The organism is Tatumella sp. JGM94, assembly GCF_018257595.1.
Classification (GTDB): domain Bacteria; phylum Pseudomonadota; class Gammaproteobacteria; order Enterobacterales; family Enterobacteriaceae; genus Tatumella; species Tatumella punctata.
In genome coordinates this window covers 1-20,947 of the sequence record NZ_JAERJN010000026.1, presented here as the reverse complement: position 1 = coordinate 20,947, position 20,947 = coordinate 1, and the positions used below count along the sequence as shown (strand labels likewise).

20 protein-coding genes are annotated in these 20,947 nt (G+C 50.7%); 16 read left to right on the top strand and 4 right to left on the bottom strand.

From position 1 onward, the window contains the following. Positions 1-87 precede the first annotated feature (87 nt). Positions 88-1,020: an HTH-type transcriptional regulator MetR gene (gene metR, locus JK216_RS15375; protein ID WP_212708210.1), complete on the bottom strand. Its 933-nt coding sequence runs from the start codon at positions 1,018-1,020 to the stop codon at positions 88-90. A gap of 204 nt (positions 1,021-1,224) precedes the next feature. Here metR and metE point away from each other — a divergent pair, with 204 nt between their 5' ends. Further along, positions 1,225-3,495 carry a 5-methyltetrahydropteroyltriglutamate--homocysteine S-methyltransferase gene (metE, locus tag JK216_RS15370; RefSeq protein WP_212708211.1) on the top strand — a complete coding sequence of 757 codons (2,271 nt, stop codon included), beginning with the start codon at positions 1,225-1,227 and terminating at the stop codon, positions 3,493-3,495. A 66-nt stretch (positions 3,496-3,561) separates the two neighbouring features. On the opposite strand, the gene rluF is transcribed toward metE, so the two are convergent. Together rluF and JK216_RS15360 are read right to left on the bottom strand one after the other, a co-directional pair. Then, positions 3,562-4,434, bottom strand: a complete 873-nt coding sequence (gene rluF, locus JK216_RS15365; RefSeq protein WP_212708212.1) for a 23S rRNA pseudouridine(2604) synthase RluF — start codon at positions 4,432-4,434, stop codon at positions 3,562-3,564. Positions 4,435-4,597: 163 nt separating this feature from the next. Then, positions 4,598-5,125, bottom strand: coding sequence for a tetratricopeptide repeat protein (locus tag JK216_RS15360; protein ID WP_212708213.1), 528 nt, complete (start codon positions 5,123-5,125; stop codon positions 4,598-4,600). A 322-nt stretch (positions 5,126-5,447) separates the two neighbouring features. On the opposite strand from JK216_RS15360, the gene udp reads away from it, so the two are divergent. The 9 genes from udp (at position 5,448) to tatD (ending at position 13,440) form a co-directional block, all read left to right on the top strand. Continuing rightward, complete coding sequence (udp, locus tag JK216_RS15355) at positions 5,448-6,209, top strand: uridine phosphorylase (RefSeq protein WP_212708214.1); 762 nt, start codon at positions 5,448-5,450, stop codon at positions 6,207-6,209. A gap of 129 nt (positions 6,210-6,338) precedes the next feature. Next, positions 6,339-7,853, top strand: coding sequence for a DNA recombination protein RmuC (gene rmuC / locus JK216_RS15350; RefSeq protein ID WP_212712069.1), 1,515 nt, complete (start codon positions 6,339-6,341; stop codon positions 7,851-7,853). Between the two features lie 79 nt (positions 7,854-7,932). After that, positions 7,933-8,688, top strand: a complete 756-nt coding sequence (gene ubiE / locus JK216_RS15345; RefSeq protein WP_212708216.1) for a bifunctional demethylmenaquinone methyltransferase/2-methoxy-6-polyprenyl-1,4-benzoquinol methylase UbiE — start codon at positions 7,933-7,935, stop codon at positions 8,686-8,688. 11 nt (positions 8,689-8,699) lie between these two features. Beyond that, positions 8,700-9,305: an SCP2 domain-containing protein gene (locus JK216_RS15340; RefSeq protein ID WP_212710821.1), complete on the top strand. Its 606-nt coding sequence runs from the start codon at positions 8,700-8,702 to the stop codon at positions 9,303-9,305. Then, positions 9,302-10,939, top strand: coding sequence for a ubiquinone biosynthesis regulatory protein kinase UbiB (gene ubiB, locus JK216_RS15335; protein ID WP_212712068.1), 1,638 nt, complete (start codon positions 9,302-9,304; stop codon positions 10,937-10,939). The genes JK216_RS15340 and ubiB overlap by 4 nt, the downstream gene beginning before the upstream one ends. A gap of 92 nt (positions 10,940-11,031) precedes the next feature. Further along, positions 11,032-11,277: a twin-arginine translocase TatA/TatE family subunit gene (gene tatA / locus JK216_RS15330; protein ID WP_212708218.1), complete on the top strand. Its 246-nt coding sequence runs from the start codon at positions 11,032-11,034 to the stop codon at positions 11,275-11,277. 3 nt (positions 11,278-11,280) lie between these two features. Beyond that, a complete protein-coding gene (gene tatB / locus JK216_RS15325) occupies positions 11,281-11,814 on the top strand; it encodes a Sec-independent protein translocase protein TatB (RefSeq protein WP_212708219.1) in 534 nt (177 codons plus the stop codon). Positions 11,815-11,816: 2 nt separating this feature from the next. Beyond that, positions 11,817-12,575, top strand: coding sequence for a Sec-independent protein translocase subunit TatC (gene tatC / locus JK216_RS15320; protein ID WP_212708220.1), 759 nt, complete (start codon positions 11,817-11,819; stop codon positions 12,573-12,575). Positions 12,576-12,657: 82 nt separating this feature from the next. Then, the gene (gene tatD, locus JK216_RS15315) at positions 12,658-13,440 is read left to right on the top strand and encodes a 3'-5' ssDNA/RNA exonuclease TatD (RefSeq protein WP_212708221.1); all 783 of its coding nucleotides are present in this window, start codon (positions 12,658-12,660) and stop codon (positions 13,438-13,440) included. Here the strand turns inward: tatD and rfaH are convergent. After that, positions 13,437-13,934 carry a transcription/translation regulatory transformer protein RfaH gene (gene rfaH, locus JK216_RS15310; RefSeq protein ID WP_212708222.1) on the bottom strand — a complete coding sequence of 166 codons (498 nt, stop codon included), beginning with the start codon at positions 13,932-13,934 and terminating at the stop codon, positions 13,437-13,439. The two genes, tatD and rfaH, sit on opposite strands and share 4 nt — an antisense overlap. A gap of 272 nt (positions 13,935-14,206) precedes the next feature. On the opposite strand from rfaH, the gene ubiD reads away from it, so the two are divergent. The 6 genes from ubiD to hemG all read left to right on the top strand — a co-directional run bounded on the left by ubiD (position 14,207) and on the right by hemG (position 20,644). Further along, a complete protein-coding gene (gene ubiD, locus JK216_RS15305; protein ID WP_212708223.1) occupies positions 14,207-15,691 on the top strand; it encodes a 4-hydroxy-3-polyprenylbenzoate decarboxylase in 1,485 nt (494 codons plus the stop codon). A gap of 44 nt (positions 15,692-15,735) precedes the next feature. Next, positions 15,736-16,437 carry an NAD(P)H-flavin reductase gene (gene fre / locus JK216_RS15300; protein ID WP_212708224.1) on the top strand — a complete coding sequence of 234 codons (702 nt, stop codon included), beginning with the start codon at positions 15,736-15,738 and terminating at the stop codon, positions 16,435-16,437. Positions 16,438-16,667: 230 nt separating this feature from the next. Continuing rightward, positions 16,668-17,999 carry a Xaa-Pro dipeptidase gene (gene pepQ, locus JK216_RS15295; RefSeq protein ID WP_212712067.1) on the top strand — a complete coding sequence of 444 codons (1,332 nt, stop codon included), beginning with the start codon at positions 16,668-16,670 and terminating at the stop codon, positions 17,997-17,999. Next, on the top strand, positions 17,999-18,625 hold the full coding sequence (locus JK216_RS15290) for an IMPACT family protein (protein ID WP_212712066.1): 627 nt from the start codon (positions 17,999-18,001) through the stop codon (positions 18,623-18,625). The genes pepQ and JK216_RS15290 overlap by 1 nt, the downstream gene beginning before the upstream one ends. Positions 18,626-18,642: 17 nt before the next feature. Then, positions 18,643-20,094 carry a Trk system potassium transporter TrkH gene (gene trkH, locus JK216_RS15285; protein ID WP_212712065.1) on the top strand — a complete coding sequence of 484 codons (1,452 nt, stop codon included), beginning with the start codon at positions 18,643-18,645 and terminating at the stop codon, positions 20,092-20,094. A 13-nt stretch (positions 20,095-20,107) separates the two neighbouring features. Next, positions 20,108-20,644 (top strand): menaquinone-dependent protoporphyrinogen IX dehydrogenase, encoded by a 537-nt coding sequence (gene hemG, locus JK216_RS15280; RefSeq protein WP_212708228.1) that lies wholly within the window; start codon positions 20,108-20,110, stop codon positions 20,642-20,644. The last annotated feature ends 303 nt before the right edge of the window (positions 20,645-20,947 follow it).

The window sequence follows — 20,947 nt, the reverse complement described above, 5'->3', positions numbered from 1 at the left end:
TGTTGACCGGCAACCGAGTCGCTGGCCGGATCACTCGCGGTTGCATACGTCGTTTTCGCCGGCAGGGAAATATTTCGCCGGAGGGATTCAGAGTGCCGGATTTCTCTGACCTGCCGGCCGTGAAGCATCACGGACAAAAGGCAACTGTTCACAGGCGTGCTGCCGTGCAGAACGGATAAATGCCTCGGTCACTGGCTGACGTTGTTCACCGTCGCGTACCGCCGCATACAAACGGCTCCACAAACCTTCTCCGGGGGTTTTTGTGATAATCAGCTGCTGGCGTTCAAAACTTTCTACTACCCAGTGTGGTAACGCAGCAATACCCATTTTTGCAGCCACCATCTGAATCAGCAGCAAAGTATTATCAACACTTTTTAATGCCAGACTGATACCGGCAGGTTGCAGGAAATGTCGCCAGATATCCAGACGCTGACGCTGAACCGGATAAATCAGCAGAGTTTCGGTGCTAAGATCTTCAGGAGTAATAACGTCTTTTTTCGCCAGCGGATGGTCTGGTGCCATCACCAGCCGGACTTCAAAATCAAATAATGGTGAATAGTGCAATCCGCTGCGTGGCAGGATATCGGAGGTCAGTACAATATCCAGTTCGCCCTGTTGTAATGCGGGCTGCGGATCAAAGGTAACACCGGATTTGAAATCGACCGCGACCCGCGGCCAGTTGCTGCCAAAAATATCCAGTGCCGGAGTCAGCCATTGAATACAGCTATGACATTCAATCGCAATTCGTAGCGTCGTCTGTTGGGGCTCATGACAGGATTGCAGTGCCTGCTGGATCTGAGGCAGGACCTGATCTGCCAGTTGCAGCAGTGTTTCCCCCTGTGGTGTAAAACGTAAAGGCTGACTTTTCCGGACAAACAGCCGGAAACCGAGACGCTGCTCAAGGTCACTGAACTGATGAGAAAGAGCAGACTGGGTCTGATGTAAGTGTGCTGCGGCACCTGCCAGCGAGCCGGTTGTTCTGAGGGCCTGTAGGGTTTTCAGGTGCTTAATCTCGATCATGAGACGCCTTCATAGTGATGTTGAATTATTTGCGCTTGTGGATACAACAGTACCTGCAGATTATGGATGTGTAAACATCTGGACGGCTAAACATCTGAAAAATATTCTCAGCAACCTGTGACTTCCGGCAGGCGGGTGAATAATGGTACTGCTGCCATGGGCCCGGGGCTGAGACAGCGTCTTTCACTGACAGGAACTTATGCCATGACAATTCAGAATCACACATTAGGATTTCCGCGGATCGGCCTGGGACGCGAACTGAAAAAAGCTCAGGAAAGCTACTGGGCAGGTAAGTCCGGACAACAGGAGCTACTGGCAACCGGGCGTGAGCTCCGGGTGCGTCATTGGCAACAACAGAAGGATGCCGGGGTTGACTATATTCCTGTCGGTGATTTCGCATGGTATGACCATGTGCTGACAACCAGCCTGATGCTGGGTAATGTACCCGCCCGCCATCAGAGTGCGGACGGTCAGACAGACCTGGATACCTTATTCCGTATTGCCCGAGGCCGGGCGCCGACTGGTGAACCCGCCGCAGCGGCAGAAATGACGAAGTGGTTTAATACCAACTATCACTACATCGTGCCTGAATTTACCCGTGGTCAGACATTCACTCTGGCCTGGACCCAGTTACTGGACGAAGTGGATGAAGCACTGGCGCTGGGTTACCAGGTTAAGCCGGTCCTGCTGGGGCCGGTTACCTATCTGTGGCTGGGCAAAGTAAAAGGGGAAGTGTTTGATCGCCTGACGTTACTGCAGGATATTCTGCCGGTATACCAACAGGTACTTGCGGCGCTGGCTGAACGGGGTATTGACTGGGTACAGATTGATGAACCTGCGTTATCGCTGGAGTTACCGGCCAAATGGCTGAACGCTTTTAGCGAAGCTTATCAGGCATTGCAGGGTCATACCCGGCTGTTGCTGACGACCTATTTTGACAGTATCAGCCAGAACCTGTCGGTCATCCGACAATTACCTGTACAGGGATTGCATGTCGATCTGGTACACGGCCATGATGATATTCAGTGTATTCATAAGCAATTACCGATCGGCTGGCTATTGTCCGTCGGTGTCATTAACGGACGCAATGTATGGCGTGCCGACCTTAGCCGCTGGTTTGACCAGCTACAGCCTCTGGCCGCACAACGTGAAAATTTGTGGATAGGCACTTCATGCTCTTTATTGCACAGTCCGATTGATCTGAGTACTGAGACCCGGCTGGATGATGATGTGAAAAGCTGGTTTTCTTTTGCGGTACAGAAATGTGACGAACTGTCGCTGCTGAGTCATGCCCTGAAGAGTAACGATCCGCTTGCTCTGGAAAGCCACAGTGCGCCGATCCGCGCCCGTGAACAATCATCACGGGTACATAATCAGGCAGTCGCTGACCGTTTACATGCTATTCACTCACGGGACAGCGAACGTCAGCACCATTACCCGATCCGCGCGGCAGCACAGCGGCAACGTTTCAGTTTACCGGCCTGGCCAACAACGACGATTGGTTCATTCCCCCAGACGACGGAGATCCGCAGCCTGCGGCTGGATTTCAGGCAGGGACGACTGGACAGCCATCACTACCGGACCGGTATTTCTGAACATATCCGGCAGGCCATTGCTGAGCAGGAACGGCTGGGACTGGATGTGCTGGTGCACGGTGAAGCCGAACGTAATGATATGGTGGAATATTTCGGCGAACAGCTGGACGGTTTTGCTTTTACGCGGAATGGCTGGGTACAAAGCTATGGTTCACGTTGCGTCAAGCCGCCGATCATTATCGGCGATATCAGTCGCCCGCAGCCTGTGACGGTTGAGTGGGCCACCTATGCCCAGTCCCTGACTGATAAACCCGTAAAAGGGATGCTTACCGGCCCGGTCACTATCCTCTGCTGGTCATTTCCGCGTGAAGATGTGAGCCGTGAAACTATCGCCAGGCAGATTGCGCTGGCGTTACGTGATGAAGTTGCCGATCTGGAAAATGCCGGTATTGGGATTATTCAGATTGATGAGCCTGCATTACGTGAAGGCCTGCCATTGCACGATTCTGACCGTGCAGCGTATCTGGCCTGGGCAGTTAATGCCTTCCGCTTAATGGCCGCTGTTGCTGATGACGCTACCCAGATCCATACCCATATGTGTTATTGCGAGTTTAATGACATTATGGCTGCGATTGCTGCCCTGGATGCAGATGTCATCACCATCGAGACCTCGCGTTCCGATATGGAACTGCTGGAATCTTTTGAAGAGTTTGAATATCCGAATGAAATCGGACCGGGGGTCTACGATATCCATTCCCCGAATATCCCTGATGTGGCCGGTATCGAAAATCTGCTGCGTAAAGCGGCAAAATATATTCCGGCGCAGCGGCTATGGGTGAATCCGGATTGCGGACTAAAAACCCGTGGCTGGACTGAAACCCGTCAGGCGTTGGAAAATATGGTAACAGCAGCCAGAAATTTACGTCGCCAGTCAGCGTGATCCGCTGCCGGCTTCTCTGTGAAAGCTATCCCCGGGGACAATCAGCGCCCCGGGTGACAGGAGAGATTAACGTCCTTTTTTCTTTCTGCCCGGCTGAGTAAAACGCTTACGGGCTGCAGGTTTAGCTGCCGGTTTGTCCGCAGATTTTTGTGCTGGGCCATTTTTTTTCGCGGCAGGTTTCCCTTTGGGTTTGCCCTTATTTTCGGCAGGATCAAGGGATGAAGAGTGCTCAATCAGTCGGAACAGCTCGATCAGCTCATCATCCGTAAAATCACGCCACTCACCGGGAGGCAGCCCTTTCAGGCTGACATTCATGATCCGCACCCGCTCAAGTTTGGTGACTTCAAAACCGAAATGCTTACACATCCGGCGGATCTGACGGTTAAGTCCCTGTACCAGTGTGATACGAAACACCATCGGCGCTTCTTTCTTCACTTTACATTTTTTAGTGACCGTACCCAGCATCGGCACACCGGCTGCCATACCCTGAATAAACTCATCGGTGATCGGTTTGTTTACCGTAACCACATACTCTTTTTCGTGATCGTTACCGGCGCGCAGTATTTTATTGACCAGGTCACCGTGGTTGGTCAGGAAAATCAGCCCCTGAGAATCTTTATCCAGACGACCTATCGGGAATACCCGTTTGCTGTGATTCACGAAATCGACAATATTATCTTTTTCGCTTTCTTCGGTAGTACTGATAATACCGGTCGGCTTATTGAGGGCGATCAGGACTAAATCTTCCTCGTTACGCGGCTCAATCAGCTGGCCGTTAACTTTCACCACGTCTCCGGCATACACCTGGTCACCGACAGCAGCACGTTTACCGTTAATAAACACGTTACCTTGCTCAATAAAACGGTCAGCATCGCGGCGAGAGCAAATACCGCTCTCACTGATGTATTTGTTCAGTCGGGTCGATGAGTTGGTCAGCATGAATTCTCCGAAAAAAGCGGACTATACCTCAGCCGGACGATGCTTAACATACTCAGTTTTACTCTCAGGGGGCTGAGGATGATGAAAACAGGCTCCCGCGATAAGCACGATATAGTACCGGACTGGATTTGTCCGGTACTATATCGTGCTGGTGGCTGAAAGGTTATTTTTTACCTGTCGTGACCTGCAACTGCGTACGGGTGGAACATGCCAGGATATTGCCTTTTTTACAGGCCATCCGTGCATATTTTAATGCGGTCCGTGGGTCTTTGGTCACACCGTGTCCATACCGGTACATATTGGCCAGATACAGCATCGCGTTACCGTCTCCGGCATCAGCGCCTTTCTGATACCACTGGCGGGCAGTGTCATAATTTTGCGGCACACCATAGCCATTCTCGTACAGGTGCCCGATAGCCTGATTCGCATCTGCTGACTGCAGCGCCAGTCCTTTCTGATAAAATTTCAGGGCTATTGGGTAGTTATCCCCGCCGCGTAACTCATAGACGGATCCTGCGGCAATACACTCAGCGGCCATGCCGGTATCACATTGGCTGATATGCTGTTGCAGTAGCTGTTGGTCAGGATAATCGCTGCTGCCGCCGGTAAACATACCATCAAAAAAGTTACCCAGGGTGCTGCACCCGGTCAGTGTCAGTACTGTCATACAGAGAATCAGCGTTTTTTTCATATCGTTTTCCTGTCTGTGACCGTAATGAACGTTCCCTGTATCGGGAAACGGCCGGTATTCAGTCACTCTGAGTGTATCCCGGATAAAAGATGCTGCCTTCGGGGCCGTTCTGAATTTTTATCAGCCGTCCGCTCTGCGACGGGTTTTGTTAATGCATTTTATTGAAAATTATCAATATCCAGAAAATTCTATTTGCGAAACACATCCCGCATTTATCTGCCTTTGTATGTAATACCATTTTTTTATATTGATTCCCGTCACATAAAATGCCGGTGGTTCACGTACAATTGGGACATCATCCACTGTAGTTATCGAGGTTACTATGTCGCAACCTGAAGTTTTCCATCTCGGACTGGCTAAAGCTGACCTTCAGGGAGCCACCCTGGCGATTGTTCCGGGTGATCCTGAACGGGTAAAAAAGATAGCGGAGCTGATGGACAATCCCCGCCAGCTGGCCGCACACCGTGAATTCACCAGCTGGATTGCTTTTATTGAAGGTAAGCCGGTTATTATTTGTTCTACCGGTATTGGCGGCCCGTCCACCTCTATCGCGGTGGAAGAACTGGCCCAGTTAGGGATACGTACTTTTTTACGGGTAGGGACAACAGGCGCGATTCAGCCGCATATTCATGTCGGCGATGTGCTGGTTACCACCGCTTCTGTCCGGCTGGACGGGGCCAGTCTCCACTTTGCGCCGCTGGAGTTCCCTGCGGTAGCTGATTTTACCTGTACCACAGCTCTGGCGGAGGCTGCCCGTCATGCCGGTGCAACTACCCATATCGGGGTTACTGCATCCTCAGATACGTTTTACCCGGGCCAGGAACGTTATGACACCTTCTCAGGAAGAGTGGTGAAATCTTTCCGCGGATCGATGGAAGAGTGGCAGTCGATGGGAGTGCTGAACTATGAAATGGAGTCAGCCACCTTACTGACCATGTGTGCCAGCCAGGGCCTGAGAGCAGGTATGATCGCCGGGGTAATTGTAAACCGCACCCAGAAAGAGATCCCTGACAGTGCCACCATGAAAAAAACCGAAAGTCAGGCGGTACAGATCGTAGTAAACGCAGCCAAATCGTTGTTATAACTCTTCTTATACGGGGTTGCGTTATCCGGAGGATAGCGTAACCGGCATCTTATCTCCGCGAAAATTATCTGGACATCTATACAGTGCGACTCTACCTTTCCTTTAACAGTGTGTTAAGCGGGGAAACGGGTGGATACGCAACTTATTATTTCAGGATGTCTGCTGTTGGGTGGCGCCGGTCTGGGCTGGCTGGTCGCTGTACTTCGGTCGGGTCATCAACTGGCGGCCTATGCCGCTGAGCAGCGGGTCAGGCAGGAAACGATCGATCAGTTACAACAGGTTCTGGGTTCAGAGCAGCAGTCCGGCCGGCAGAAAGATCTCGAACTCCGGCAGTTACATGGCACGGTTGCCGCACAGCAGGAAAAACTGCAACAGCTGACATACTGGCGTGAACAGAGTGAACAACTCAGCCAGGAACTGCGCCATCAGGCGGATATCTATCGGACGCAGGAAGCCGAACTGCGTGAAGTGACTACCCGGCTGGAGGACACCCGGCTGGCGGCCGAAGAAAAACAGCGTGTACTGATCAACAGCGAACAGCGACTGGCGGCACAATTCGAAAATCTGGCCGGTCGCATTTTCGAACACAGCGGCCGCCGTTTCGATGAGCAAAACCGGCAAAGTCTGCAGGGTCTGCTGACACCCCTGCGGGAACAGCTGGACGGCTTCCGGCGGCAGATTAATGACAGTTTTAGCAGTGAGGCCCGTGAGCGGCATACGCTTACACATGAAATCCGTCAGTTACAAAAACTGAATAGTCAAATGGCTCAGGAAGCCGTTAACCTGACCCGCGCCCTGAAAGGGGATAATAAAACCCAGGGGAACTGGGGGGAGGTTATCCTGGCGCGTGTGCTGGAAGCATCAGGACTGCGGGAAGGCTATGAATATGAGACTCAGGTCAGCATTCAGCGTAATGACGGGCGTTATCAGCCTGATGTTATTGTGCATTTGCCGCAGAATAAGGATGTGGTAATTGACGCTAAAATGACACTGGTGGCCTATGAGCGCTATTTTAACGCCGAAGATGACCTGCTACGTGAACAGGCGGCGCGTGAGCATATCTCCGCAATGCGTAATCACCTGCGGTTACTCAGCCGTAAAGATTACCAGCAACTGCCCGGAGTAAAATCGCTGGATTATGTCTTAATGTTTATTCCGGTCGAACCGGCGTTTTTACTGGCACTGGACAGAGAGCCTGAGCTGGTTAATGAGGCACTGCAACAGAACATTATGCTGGTCAGTCCGACGACGCTGTTGGTGGCCTTACGGACCATCAGTAATCTCTGGCGTTATGAACATCAAAGCCAGAATGCACGGGATATTGCAGAAAAAGCCGGCAGGCTATATGACAAAATGCGCTTGTTTGTCGACGATATGCAGAGCATGGGCAACCATCTTGATAAAGCCCGCGACAGCTACCAGCAATCGATGAAAAAACTGACCGAAGGGCGGGGCAATCTGGTCGCAAGGGCTGAGGCTTTTCGCCATATGGGGGTGGAAGTCCGGCGACCGATAGATCCGAAAATAACCGCGAAAGCCCTTTCATTTGATTTACCACCAGAAGATGACCCGCAGGACGGCGAAAGCACTCTGGCCGGCCTGCAGAATACGTGGGACAATAAGGCCCCTCCGGGGAATAGCTGAATAGTGGTGGCGTAACGTGCCTGGCCTTCGGGAGTCTGGTACACTTCAGACAGTATTGATTACAGAGCAGGTAATACCGATGGCAGATGAATCTCAGGAAACAACACATTTTGGTTTTCAGACCGTAGCAAAAAACGAAAAGGCTGAAAAAGTTGCTGACGTGTTCCATTCCGTAGCAGCAAAATATGACCTGATGAACGATTTGATGTCGATGGGCATCCATCGTATCTGGAAGCGTTTTACCATTGATTGCAGCGGTGTTCGCCGCGGGCAGCGGGTGCTGGATCTCGCCGGAGGAACCGGTGATCTGACGGCGAAATTCTCCCGTTTAGTCGGGGACACTGGCCAGGTAGTACTGGCAGATATTAACAGTTCGATGCTAAAAATGGGCCGCGAAAAGCTCCGTAACAGTGGGGTATCAGGTAACGTCAGTTATGTGCAGGCCAACGCAGAAGCTCTGCCATTCCCGGATAATTATTTTGACTGTATTACAATCTCTTTCGGGCTGCGTAATGTCACCGAAAAAGAGAAAGCTCTGGCATCGATGTTCCGCGTACTTAAACCGGGCGGACGCTTACTGGTACTGGAATTCTCAAAACCGCTGCTTGAGCCATTAAGCAAAGCTTACGATGCCTATTCTTTCCATATTTTACCGCGAATCGGGCAACTGGTCGCGGGCGATGCAGAAAGTTATCGTTATCTGGCAGAGTCTATCCGTATGCACCCTGATCAGGAAACGCTGAAAGGTATGATGAATGAGGTCGGTTTCGAAAATACCACCTATTACAACCTGACCGGAGGGATCGTTGCCCTTCACCGCGGATATAAATTCTGATGTCAACGGTAATCACTGCAATGCCGCTGCTGACGGCGGTTATCGAGAATACACTTAACCGCGTATTATACCAGGACCGGGGCCTTAAGGCTGCCCGCCAGCGGTTAAAAGGAAAAGTACTGACCCTGAAGTTCAGCGAGTTTTCCACACCACTGGTACTGGTATTCAGCGAACAGCAACTGGATGTGATCGGCGACTGGCAGGGCGACAGTGACTGTACTGTCTCGCTGGCATTGTCAGTGTTACCGGAGCTGCGTGACCGGCAGAATATGACCGCGTTAATCAGGCAGGGCCGGCTGGATGTTCAGGGCGATTTACAGGTGATTCAGCAATTCTCTGCGCTGATTGATTTAGCTGAGCTTGACCCCGCTGAATATATGGCACCGCTGGTCGGTGACATTGCTGCCCGTGGGATCAGCCGTGCAGGACAGCGCTTATTTTCGTTTGCCCGCCAGCAGATCAGTGGTAAGCAACAACAACTGGGCGAAATTCTGACTGAGGAGTGGCGGGTCGCCCCCGGCGCCCTCGAAGTGGCGTGGTTTTGTGAAGAAACCGCGGCGCTGGACAAAACGCTGGAAGCGCTGGATGCGCGGCTGGCACAATGGGAGAAGAAATGACTGTTGGAGAAATTCGGCGACTCTATTTCATTATTCGTATTTTCTTGTCTCATGGTCTGGATGAGCTTATTCCCCGTACCCGCCTGACCATACTGCTGCGCTTCTGGCGGCGTTGTATTTTCTGGATCCCTAACCGTTACCCGAATGAAGCGCTGGGTGTGCGTCTCAGAATGGCACTGGAACAGCTGGGGCCGGTATGGATTAAATTTGGCCAGATGCTGTCCACCAGACGAGACCTGTTTCCGCCGGAAATCGCCGATCAGCTTTCTTCACTGCAGGACAAAGTCCCGCCTTTTGACGGTGCAAAAGCTAAACAGCAGATTGAAAAATCGCTGGGAGGACCGGTTGAACAGTGGTTTGATGATTTCGAAATAACCCCTCTGGCTTCAGCGTCTATCGCTCAGGTACACACGGCCACTCTTAAAGAGAATGGCAAACATATTGTCATAAAAGTTATCCGTCCTGATATTTTGCCGGTGATAAAAGCGGACATGCGTCTTATCTATCGGCTGGCACGCTGGGTACCACGGTTGTTACCCGACGGCAGGCGGCTGCGCCCTGTCGAAGTTGTCCGGGATTATGAGAAAACCCTGCTGGATGAACTGAATTTACAGCGTGAAGCGGCCAATGCTATCCAGCTGAGGCGGAACTTTGAAAACAATAACATGCTGTATGTGCCGTTTATTTATTCTGATTATTGCAGTGAGAATATGCTGGTCATGGAGCGTATCTACGGGATCCCTGTCTCCGATACGGCAGCATTAAAGGCTCATGGCGTGAATATGCAGTTACTTGCAGAACGGGGTGTTCAGGTCTTCTTTACCCAGGTATTCCGCGACAGTTTCTTTCATGCGGATATGCATCCGGGGAATATTTTTGTCAGCTATGATCATCCGGAAGACCCGCAGTATATCGGCATTGACTGCGGTATTGTCGGCTCACTGAATAAAGATGATAAACGTTACCTGGCTGAAAATTTCATTGCTTTCTTTAACCGTGATTACCGGCGGGTGGCCGAACTGCACGTGGATTCGGGCTGGGTTCCGCCGGATACCAATGTCGAAGATTTTGAGTTTTCTATCCGTACTGTCTGTGAACCTATTTTTGAAAAACCGCTGGCGGAAATTTCCTTTGGTCATGTGCTGCTGAATCTGTTCAATACAGCCCGTCGTTTTAATATGGAAGTTCAGCCGCAATTGGTGTTGTTGCAGAAGACATTGCTGTATGTTGAAGGTATTGGCCGTCAGCTATATCCGCAGTTGGATCTCTGGAAAACAGCCAAACCATTCCTCGAGGAGTGGATTAAAGATCAGGTAGGACTGCCTGCTATCTGGCGGGCAGTGAAGACGAAAGCACCTTCATGGGCAGAAAAGCTTCCCGAATTACCTGAGTTACTTTATGACGGAATGCGGCAACATAAGTTACTGAAACACAGTGTTGATAAGCTGGCGCATGAAATGAATGCACAGCGTGTACGGCATAGTCAGGCACGTTATCTGTTCGGGATCGGCGCTGTTTTTCTGCTCTGTGGTACGGCAGTGACGATCGGACGTCCCCAATGGGATGTAACTTCGGTGCTACTGATTGTTGCTGGTGTGTTAACATGGCTGGCCGGTTGGCGGAAGACAAACTGATTGTCTGTTTTAGCCCAACCGCGCTAAGTTCAGGGGAATAAGGCGTAATGATACGCCTTGTATCATTGGATCATGGAATTCAGGGGTTAAAAATGGGCGGCATTAGTATCTGGAAGTTACTTATCATTGTGGTCATTCTGGTACTGTTGTTTGGTACTAAAAAACTGCGGGGTCTTGGCTCAGATTTAGGATCTTCGATTAAAGGCTTTAAAAAAGCCATGAGCGACGAAGATGAGAAAAAAGGGCAGGATGCGGACTTCCCCGCAACACCGATTTCAGAGAAAAAACCCGCGTCTTCTGTAAAAGAAGAATCCCGTAAAGATAACGATCAGGTATAAACCGTGTTCGATATAGGTTTTAGTGAGCTTTTACTGGTATTCGTGATTGGTCTGATTGTTCTCGGGCCACAGCGATTACCTGTGGCGGTGAAAACCGTTGTCGGCTGGATCCGCGCGATGCGCTCTCTGGCAGCCAACGTACAGAATGAGCTGGCTCAGGAGCTTAAGCTGCAGGAGTTACAGGACAGTCTGAAAAAAGTTGAAGAGGCAGGTAAAGGTACGCTTTCCCCTGAGCTGAAAGAATCAATGGAAGAGCTGCGTAAAACGGCTGACTCAATGAAGCGTACCTATCGTGAGGCAACTGATATGGAAGGATATGATGATAAAGCCCATGGCGGAAACGCCGGTCAGCCATCTGCCGGGTCGGAAAAAACGACACCGCCCCCTGTAACGCCTTCGGTGACAGAGCCGCCTCAGCACCCGACAGCATCTTCTGCCGGAGCTGATACCCCGGCAGATACCCGCACAGCCAGCAGCGTTAACGCGGAACCAGAGTCCGCGACAAAACCTGCTTCATCCGTAAGTGAAGAACGATAATCATGGATGTACAAGATACTCAACCACTGATCAGCCATCTGATAGAACTGCGTAAACGCCTGTTATACTGTATTGTCTCAATACTGGTTATTTTCCTGTGTCTGGTCTATTTTTCCAATGATATCTACCAGTTAGTTGCAGCCCCTTTAATCCGTCAGATGCCAACCGGCGCCAGTATGATTGCGACTGATGTGGCATCACCTTTCTTTACGCCGATAAAACTGACGATTATTGTTTCGGTGTTTCTGGCGGTACCGGTGATCCTCTACCAGTTATGGGCATTTGTGGCACCGGCGTTATATCGTCATGAACGCCGGCTGATCATGCCTTTGTTGTTTTCCAGTTCGCTATTGTTTTATATCGGTGTCTGTTTTGCCTATTTTATCGTGTTCCCGCTGGCGTTTGGCTTTTTCGCCAAGACAGTACCGCACGGCGTACAGATTGCTACAGATATCAGTAACTACCTTGATTTTGTTATGGCACTGTTTCTGGCCTTTGGTGTGGCATTTGAAGTACCGGTCGCGATTGTACTGCTTTGCTGGACGGGCATTACTTCCCCCGAAGACCTGAAAAAGAAACGGCCTTATATGCTGGTCGGTGCGTTTGTGGTCGGCATGCTGTTAACCCCTCCTGATGTTTTTTCCCAAACTTTGCTCGCTATTCCGATGTACTGCCTGTTTGAAGTCGGCGTATTCTTCTCACGTTACTATGTTGGTAAAGGACGCTGGGATAAGGATAAAGATCAGGATAGCGAATCCTGAGATCCCGGCTCAGGTTCCCGTAAACACGGGAAATGTTAACTAAAACCACCCGTCAGGGTGGTTACGCTTTTTGGGAATAACTATGTTTGATATTGGTGTCAACCTGACCAGTACGCAGTTTGCGAAAGATCGTAAACAGGTGGTTTCACGGGCGCGCAGTGCAGGGGTATCCGGTATGCTGATTACCGGGACCAATGCACTCGAAAGTCAGCAGGCTTTATCGCTGGCAAAGCAGCACCCCGACTACTGCTGGTCTACTGCCGGCGTTCATCCCCACCATGCCAGTGAATGGTCGCAGGAAACAGCAGGCACGTTGCGCCGTCTGGCCGGTCAGCCTGAAGTTGTGGCAATTGGTGAATGTGGCCTCGATTTCAACCGTAACCTCGCCGATCATAATCAACAGGAATATGCGTTCGATGCACAGCTGGCATTAGCGGCTGAATTACAGTTGCCGGTGTTTCTGCACTGCCGTGAAGCCCATCAGCGTTTTATGGCAGTACTTGCCGGATGGCTGGATAAGTTACCGGCAGCCGTTGTCCACTGCTTTACCGGAACCCGCCAGGAACTTGAAGAGTGTCTGGCAGCAGGTATGTATGTCGGGATCACCGGCTGGGTGTGTGATGAACGCAGAGGCCTCGGGCTGCGGGAGTTACTGCCTGTGATTCCTGCCGACCGCCTGTTGCTGGAAACGGATGCACCTTATCTGATCCCACGTGATATGCATCCACGACCGCCTTCAAGACGTAATGAACCCTGCTTTCTGCCACATATCCTGCAGCAGGTTGCTGCATGGCGGAACGAAGATGTGGAATTACTGGCGAAACAGACTGACCACAATGCCCGGCAACTGTTCCGCCTCAGTTAATCAGGCCAGACTTTACGAAACTGCTGATTACCGATACTGCGCACTACCTGTTTGTTTAGCAGGTTAAGCAGTAAAAGCGAGCGGGTTTCGCCTTCCGGCTCAGTAAATATCGCCCGTAGTCCTTCGAATGTCCCGGCAATGATTTCGACTTCATCTCCCTGCCGGGGCCGTTCCCCGGCCTGCAGACACTGATAATCTTTATTGATAATACTATCGATGACTTCTTCCGGTACCGTAGCAGGCAATGCGCCAAACCGGACAAAATGGCTGACGCCGCGGGTAGCGTTAATGGTTGTAGTATGGATAACTTCCGGGGAAAAACGGATAAACAGATAATTAGGAAACAGCGGCTCACTCACCATACTGAGTTTGCCCCGCACTTTCTTTTCCACCTCAGTCACCGGGCTCAGGCAGGCAACGCCCTGGCGCTCAAGGTGTTCCTGTGCGCGTAATAACTGACCACGTTTGCAAAAAAGTAAATACCAGGATTCCATAACCGCTCCATTTAACCGGCAGCAAAGAATAACAAAACTCATAAGGGAGTTATAGGCTATTTATCCGGGTTACGCAGCCTTGTATCCCTTGCGGGTCATGGGATTGCGGTTATTTTCATCGCTGTGTAAATAATGATTTGCAGGCCCTATTCAGTACCCTGAATGACATCGTACAGATTATGTTCCGCACCGACAGGCTAATAAATCTCAGCATCCTGATGCAATCCTCCTTATAATGGCCAGATTATCTGCAGCAATAAAGTAAAAACCTCATGAAATATCAGGACTTAAGAGACTTCCTGCAACAACTTGAGCAGCGTGGTGAATTAAAAAGGATTAGTTATCCTGTTGATCCTAATTTAGAAATGACTGAGATTGCCGACCGGACATTGCGTGCCGGCGGACCTGCCTTATTGTTTGAAAATCCGAAAGGCTATGCGATGCCCGTACTCTGTAACCTGTTCGGGACCTCCGCACGGGTTGCCTTGGGGATGGGGCAGGAAGATGTCAGTGCATTACGTGATGTCGGAGAGTTACTGGCTTTTCTTAAAGAGCCGGCACCGCCAAAAGGTTTCCGTGACCTGTTCGAACAGATGCCGCGTTTTAAAAAAGTACTGAGTATGCCCACCAGGCGACGCAGCAGTGCCCCCTGTCAGGAAATCATCTTACAGGATGATGACGTTGACCTCTCGGCGATACCGGTAATGACCTGCTGGCCGGAAGATGCAGCACCGCTGATTACCTGGGGTCTGACCGTGACTCGAGGTCCGCACAAAGAGCGGCAAAATCTCGGGATTTATCGTATGCAGGTGATTGGTAAAAATCGCCTGATTATGCGCTGGTTATCACACCGTGGCGGGGCACTGGATTTTCAGGAATGGTGTAAAGCCCGTCCGGGTGAACGGTTTCCGGTTTCTGTCGCCTTAGGTGCCGATCCGGCGACTATTCTGGCTGCAGTGACGCCGATACCCGATACTCTCTCCGAATATGCATTTGCCGGGCTGCTCCGGGGCAGTAAAACGGATGTGGTAAAATCCCTGTCGAATGATCTCGATGTTCCGGCCAGTGCTGAAATTATCCTCGAAGGGTATATTGAGCCTGGCGATATGGCTGCGGAAGGTCCCTATGGTGATCATACAGGGTACTACAATGAAGTTGATAACTTCCCTGTATTCACCGTGACAAAAATCACCAAACGCCAGCAGGCAATTTACCATTCCACCTATACAGGCCGTCCGCCCGATGAACCTGCCGCTCTGGGGGTTGCACTGAATGAAGTGCTGGTGCCTATTCTGATCAAACAGTTTCCGGAAATTGTTGATTTCTATCTGCCTCCTGAGGGATGTTCTTACCGGCTGGCCGTCGTGACCATGAAGAAACAATATGCCGGACATGCAAAACGCGTTATGTTTGGAGTATGGTCTTTCCTGCGGCAATTTATGTACACCAAATTTGTCATTGTTTGCGATGATGATGTCAATGCCCGCGACTGGAATGATGTTATCTGGGCCATTACCACCCGCATGGACCCGGCCAGAGACACGGTAATTGTTGAAAATACCCCGATTGACTACCTCGACTTTGCTTCACCGGTCTCCGGCCTCGGCTCAAAAATGGGGATGGATGCTACCAATAAATGGCCGGGAGAAACGGATCGCGAGTGGGGTCGTCCGATTGTGAAAGATCCTAAGGTGACGGCCCGTGTTGATGAGATATGGGATGAGCTGGCGATATTTGAACCCCGTTCCGTACGTTAACAGAGAACCACCAATTTTAGCTAAAGACCCGACAGAGGGAACGCATGACAAGATTAAGCTGTAAAGTTATTTCTGTAGAAACCATTACCGACACTGTCTATCGGGTCCGGTTAGTGCCTGAAGCCGACTATAGTTTTCGCGCGGGTCAGTATCTGATGGTAGTAATGGATGAAAATGATAAACGTCCTTTTTCTCTGGCATCGACGCCGATGGATAAAGACATTATTGAACTGCATATCGGCGCATCGGATCTCAATCTGTATGCGATGGCTGTGATGGATCGTATCCGTGATCAGCGACAGATCACTGTGGATATGCCACACGGTAATGCGGCGCTGCGTGAAGACAGCGATCGGCCGATGATTCTTATTGCAGGCGGTACAGGGTTCTCTTATGTACGTTCTATCCTGCTGACGGCCTTGTCTGAAAATCCGCAGCGTGAGATTGCCATTTACTGGGGCGGGCGTGAGCCTCAACATCTCTATGATCTGGAAGAACTGAACGCACTGGCAGTACGCCATCCTAATCTTAAGGTCGTACCGGTCGTTGAACAGCCTGATGCTGACTGGCAGGGCAGAACCGGCACTGTATTACCGGCGGTAATTCAGGATTACAGTTCACTGAAAGAATACGACATTTATATTGCAGGGCGTTTCGAAATGGCCAAAGCGGCGCGTGAGCGTTTCTGTGCTGAAAGAGAAGCTATCAGCAGTCAGATTTATGGTGATGCTTTCGCTTTTATCTGATAACCGCAGCATGTTGTCCTGAACAGGCGTTGCAGTCACTGCTGCAACGCCTGCCCACGTTGATCCCCTGTAAATCCTGTTATTTCCCTGAAAACGTCACTGCCCGTTGACCGCGACAGCGTATCCGCTACCCCGCCGGTCCGGTGAGCAACTGCCCGTGATGGTCAGCGCGGCATCCCGGCAACAGCTGTGATAAAATGGCACAAATTCTTATGCCAGAGAGGACCGGGATGAATTCACTCAATGAGTTGTATAAAACACACCTGACGACATTACAGCACCGTGCCCGAAAGATACTTGAGGCGGGTAACCTGCAGGCCTTATTGATTCATTCAGGAGAATTGCAAAATGTGTTCCTTGATGATCATCCCTATCCGTTTAAAGTCAATCCGCATTTCAAAGCATGGATCCCGGTGACCCGGACGCCTGATTGCTGGTTATGGATTGACGGTGTAAGTAAACCGCGTCTGTGGTTTTACTCGCCAGTCGATTACTGGCATAAAACTGATGAACTGCCGGACAGTTTCTGGACCAGTGAGTTCGATATCATCCCGTTACGCGAAAGCCAGCATATTGCCAGACTGTTACCTGCTGACAGAGGTCAGGTTGCTTATATTGGTCCGGTAGCCGGACGTGCAACGCAACTCGGTATTACGGAACAGAATATCAATCCGCAGCCGGTACTTGATTATCTGCATTATCACCGTAGTGTTAAAACAGATTATGAACTCTATTGTATGCGTGAAGCGCAGAAGATTGCTGTACAGGGACACCGTGCGGCAAAACAGGCTTTCTTTGACGGACAAAGTGAGTTCCTGATTAATTCAGCCTATCTGCAGGCAACCGGGCAGCGTGATACAGATGTGCCTTATGGCAATATTGTGGCGCTGAATGAACATGCTTCTGTGCTGCATTATACTCAGCTGGATAGTGACACGCCTGCCGAACCGCGCAGCTTTCTGCTGGATGCCGGGGCTGAATATCATGGTTACGCGGCGGATTTAACCCGCAGTTATGCATGGGATCCTGCGTCATTGTATGCGGAACTGGTAAGCGCGATGGACCAGCATCAGCAGCAATTGATCGCGACTTTACAGGCCGGGGTCTGCTACACGGACTATCATGTGCAGATGAATCAGCGCATTGCCCGTATGCTGACTGACTTCGGTATTATCAGCGGACTGAGTGAAGAAGCACTGGTCAGTGAAAATATCACCTCGCTGTTTATGCCTCATGGTGTCGGTCATTCTCTGGGCTTGCAGGTACATGATGTCGCCGGATTTATGCAGGATGAGAAAGGCACACACCTGGCACCGCCAGCACAGTATCCGTGGCTGCGTTGTACCCGGACTCTGGCTGCGGGGATGGTTCTGACGATTGAACCTGGTCTGTATTTTATAGAATCTTTACTTTCGGCGTGGCGGCAGGGCAGTTTTAGTAAGCATTTCAACTGGCAACTGATTGATGCACTGAAACCTTACGGTGGGATCCGTATTGAAGACAACGTCGTTATTCGCCAGGATGGCATCGAAAATATGACCCGCGACCTGCAGTTAGCCTGATGGACGCTTATGATATTCCGTCTGCAGAAATCAGTGTGACGGAAGAAAGCATAAAGAAAAGTCGTTTTATCACCTTTCTGGCCCACACTGAAGGCGCTGAGAGCGCCAGGGACTTTGTCCGGCAGATAAAAAGTCAGCATCCTGATGCCCGGCACCATTGCTGGGCATGGGTAGCGGGTGCACCGGACGACTCACAACAACTGGGCTTCTCGGATGATGGTGAACCTTCAGGTACGGCAGGTAAACCGATGCTGGCCCAGCTGATGGGCAGCGGGCTGGGTGAGGTGACAGCGGTAGTCGTCCGTTACTATGGCGGCGTTATGCTGGGGACCGGCGGGCTGGTTAAAGCTTATGGCGGCGGGGTTCGTCAGGGGCTCAGTGCTCTGACACGGACAACTAAAGTCCCGATGCAGACGTTTACGCTATGCTGCGATTACCGGCAGCTGGATGATATTGAACGTCTGGTTGAACGTCATCAGGGGAAAATGATCCTCAGGGATTACCAGGCCGATATCATACTGACCCTTGCTTTGCCCCATGGCCGGGTCGGTGAGTTTACACAACATCTCTCAGATTTCAGCCGGGGCAGACTGATGCTTCAGCGGGTAAATCAACTTCCTATATAGAGTTAAGGACAGGAATAATGCACTTTCGTGCTATTACCCGCATCGTGGGTTTATTGATCATTATTTTCTCTGTCACCATGATTATGCCGGGGCTGGTTGCCTTGATTTATCGTGACGGGGCAGGACGGGCTTTTAGCCAGACGTTTATTATGGCACTGATTATCGGTTCAATACTCTGGTGGCCTAACCGTAAACAGAAAGTTGAACTCAAACCCCGTGAAGGGTTTTTGATTGTGGTGTTGTTCTGGACCGTATTAGGCAGTGTCGGGGCGATGCCGTTTATCTTTGCGGAACGACCTCATCTGTCGGTGACCGATGCCTTCTTTGAATCTTTTTCCGGACTGACCACCACCGGTGCGACAACGCTGGTAGGGCTGGACTCACTGCCGAAAGCTATTCTGTTCTACCGTCAGATGCTGCAGTGGCTGGGAGGTATGGGGATCATTGTGCTGGCGGTGGCTATCTTACCGATTCTCGGAGTTGGCGGCATGCAGCTGTATCGTGCCGAAATGCCCGGTCCTTTGAAAGATCATAAAATGCGGCCGAGGATTGCTGAAACGGCCAAAACGCTGTGGCTGATCTATGTGCTGCTGACCATCGCCTGTGCTGTTGCATTATGGCTGGCCGGCATGCCGTTGTTTGACGCTATCGGACACAGTTTCTCGACTATCGCTATCGGCGGATTTTCTACCCATGATGCCAGTATCGGCTATTTCCATAGTTCGACGATTAATACTATCGTTGCCATTTTCCTGCTGATCTCCGGATGTAACTATGGCCTGCACTTCTCTTTATTAAGCGGGCGCAGCTTACGGGGATACTGGCGGGACCCGGAATTCAGGGTATTTATCGGGGTACAGTTCACGCTGGTGGCTATCGCAACCCTGATCCTGTGGATACATAATACCTATAATGGTTTTTTCCAGACCCTGAATCAGGCCTTCTTCCAGGTTGTGTCAATGGCAACTACGGCCGGCTTCACCACCGACAGTATCTCCCACTGGCCATCTTTCCTTCCTATCCTGCTGCTGTGTTCTGCATTTATCGGTGGCTGTGCTGGTTCAACAGGAGGCGGGCTGAAAGTTATCCGGATTTTACTGCTGTGCAAGCAAGGGTCACGTGAACTTAAACGGCTGGTACATCCTAATGCGGTCTACACTATTAAGCTTGGGGAGCGAGCCTTGCCTGAGCGGATCCTTGAAGCAGTCTGGGGATTCTTTTCTGCTTATGCGCTGGTCTTTCTGATCAGTATGCTGGCCATCATTGCCACCGGGATCGATAACTTCTCGGCCTTCGCTGCAGTAGCAGCAACATTGAATAACCTCGGCCCGGGATTAGGGGTTGTCGCAGACAACTTCGCGTCAATGAATGATACGGCAAAGTGGATCCTTATTTCGACCATGCTGTTTGGTCGTCTGGAAGTGTTTACCCTGCTGGTACTGTTTACTCCGACCTTCTGGCGGGAATAAGGGATAAAGAAGAATGAAGATGCTGGTATTGTTTTCCACCCGGGACGGTCAGACACAACGTATTGCCCGGTTTATTGCTGATCAGGTACAGCCACTGACAGAATGTGATGTTATCAATATTAAGGATATCGGGACTGCAGACTGGCAGGCCTATGACCGGCTATTAATTGCAGCCTCTATCCGTTATGGACATTATGCACCGGAGGTTCATCGCTGTATTGCTGACCATCTGCCTGAGTTACAGGCAAGGATCAGCGGTTTCATCTCAGTAAACCTGACGGCCCGTAAAGCGGATAAATGCACACCGCACACAAATGTCTATACCCGTAAGTTTCTTGAACAGTCGCCCTGGACCCCGGATCGCTGTCTGGTGGTGGCCGGTGCTTTACGTTATCCCCGTTATCGCTGGTTTGATAAATTTATGATCCGCCTGATCATGAAGATTACCGGAGGAGAAACGGACACTTCGAAAGAAGTCGAGTACACGGACTGGTCTCAGGTTGCAGATTTTGCCGATAATTTTGCACAAATTACCGGCAAATCGCTGTAAAAGTGGCTGATTCGGAGGAAAATCCGCCACTCAGTAATTAATTTAAAATAAACCCTTGCCAGAAAAAATTAACTCCCTATAATGCGCAACCACTGACACGGCAAAGCGCGATGCGCAGCGGCGTGACAGGGACTGAAGCGATTCGGTCCGGAGAAAAATCACGAAATAGTGGTTGACTCCTGAGGTGAAAAGCGTAATATACGCCACCTCGCAGTGACAACCTAAGCGGTTGAACTGCAACGCTCTTTAACAATTTATCAGACAATCTGTGTGGGCACTCGCAGGATTGATATCAAACGTCTC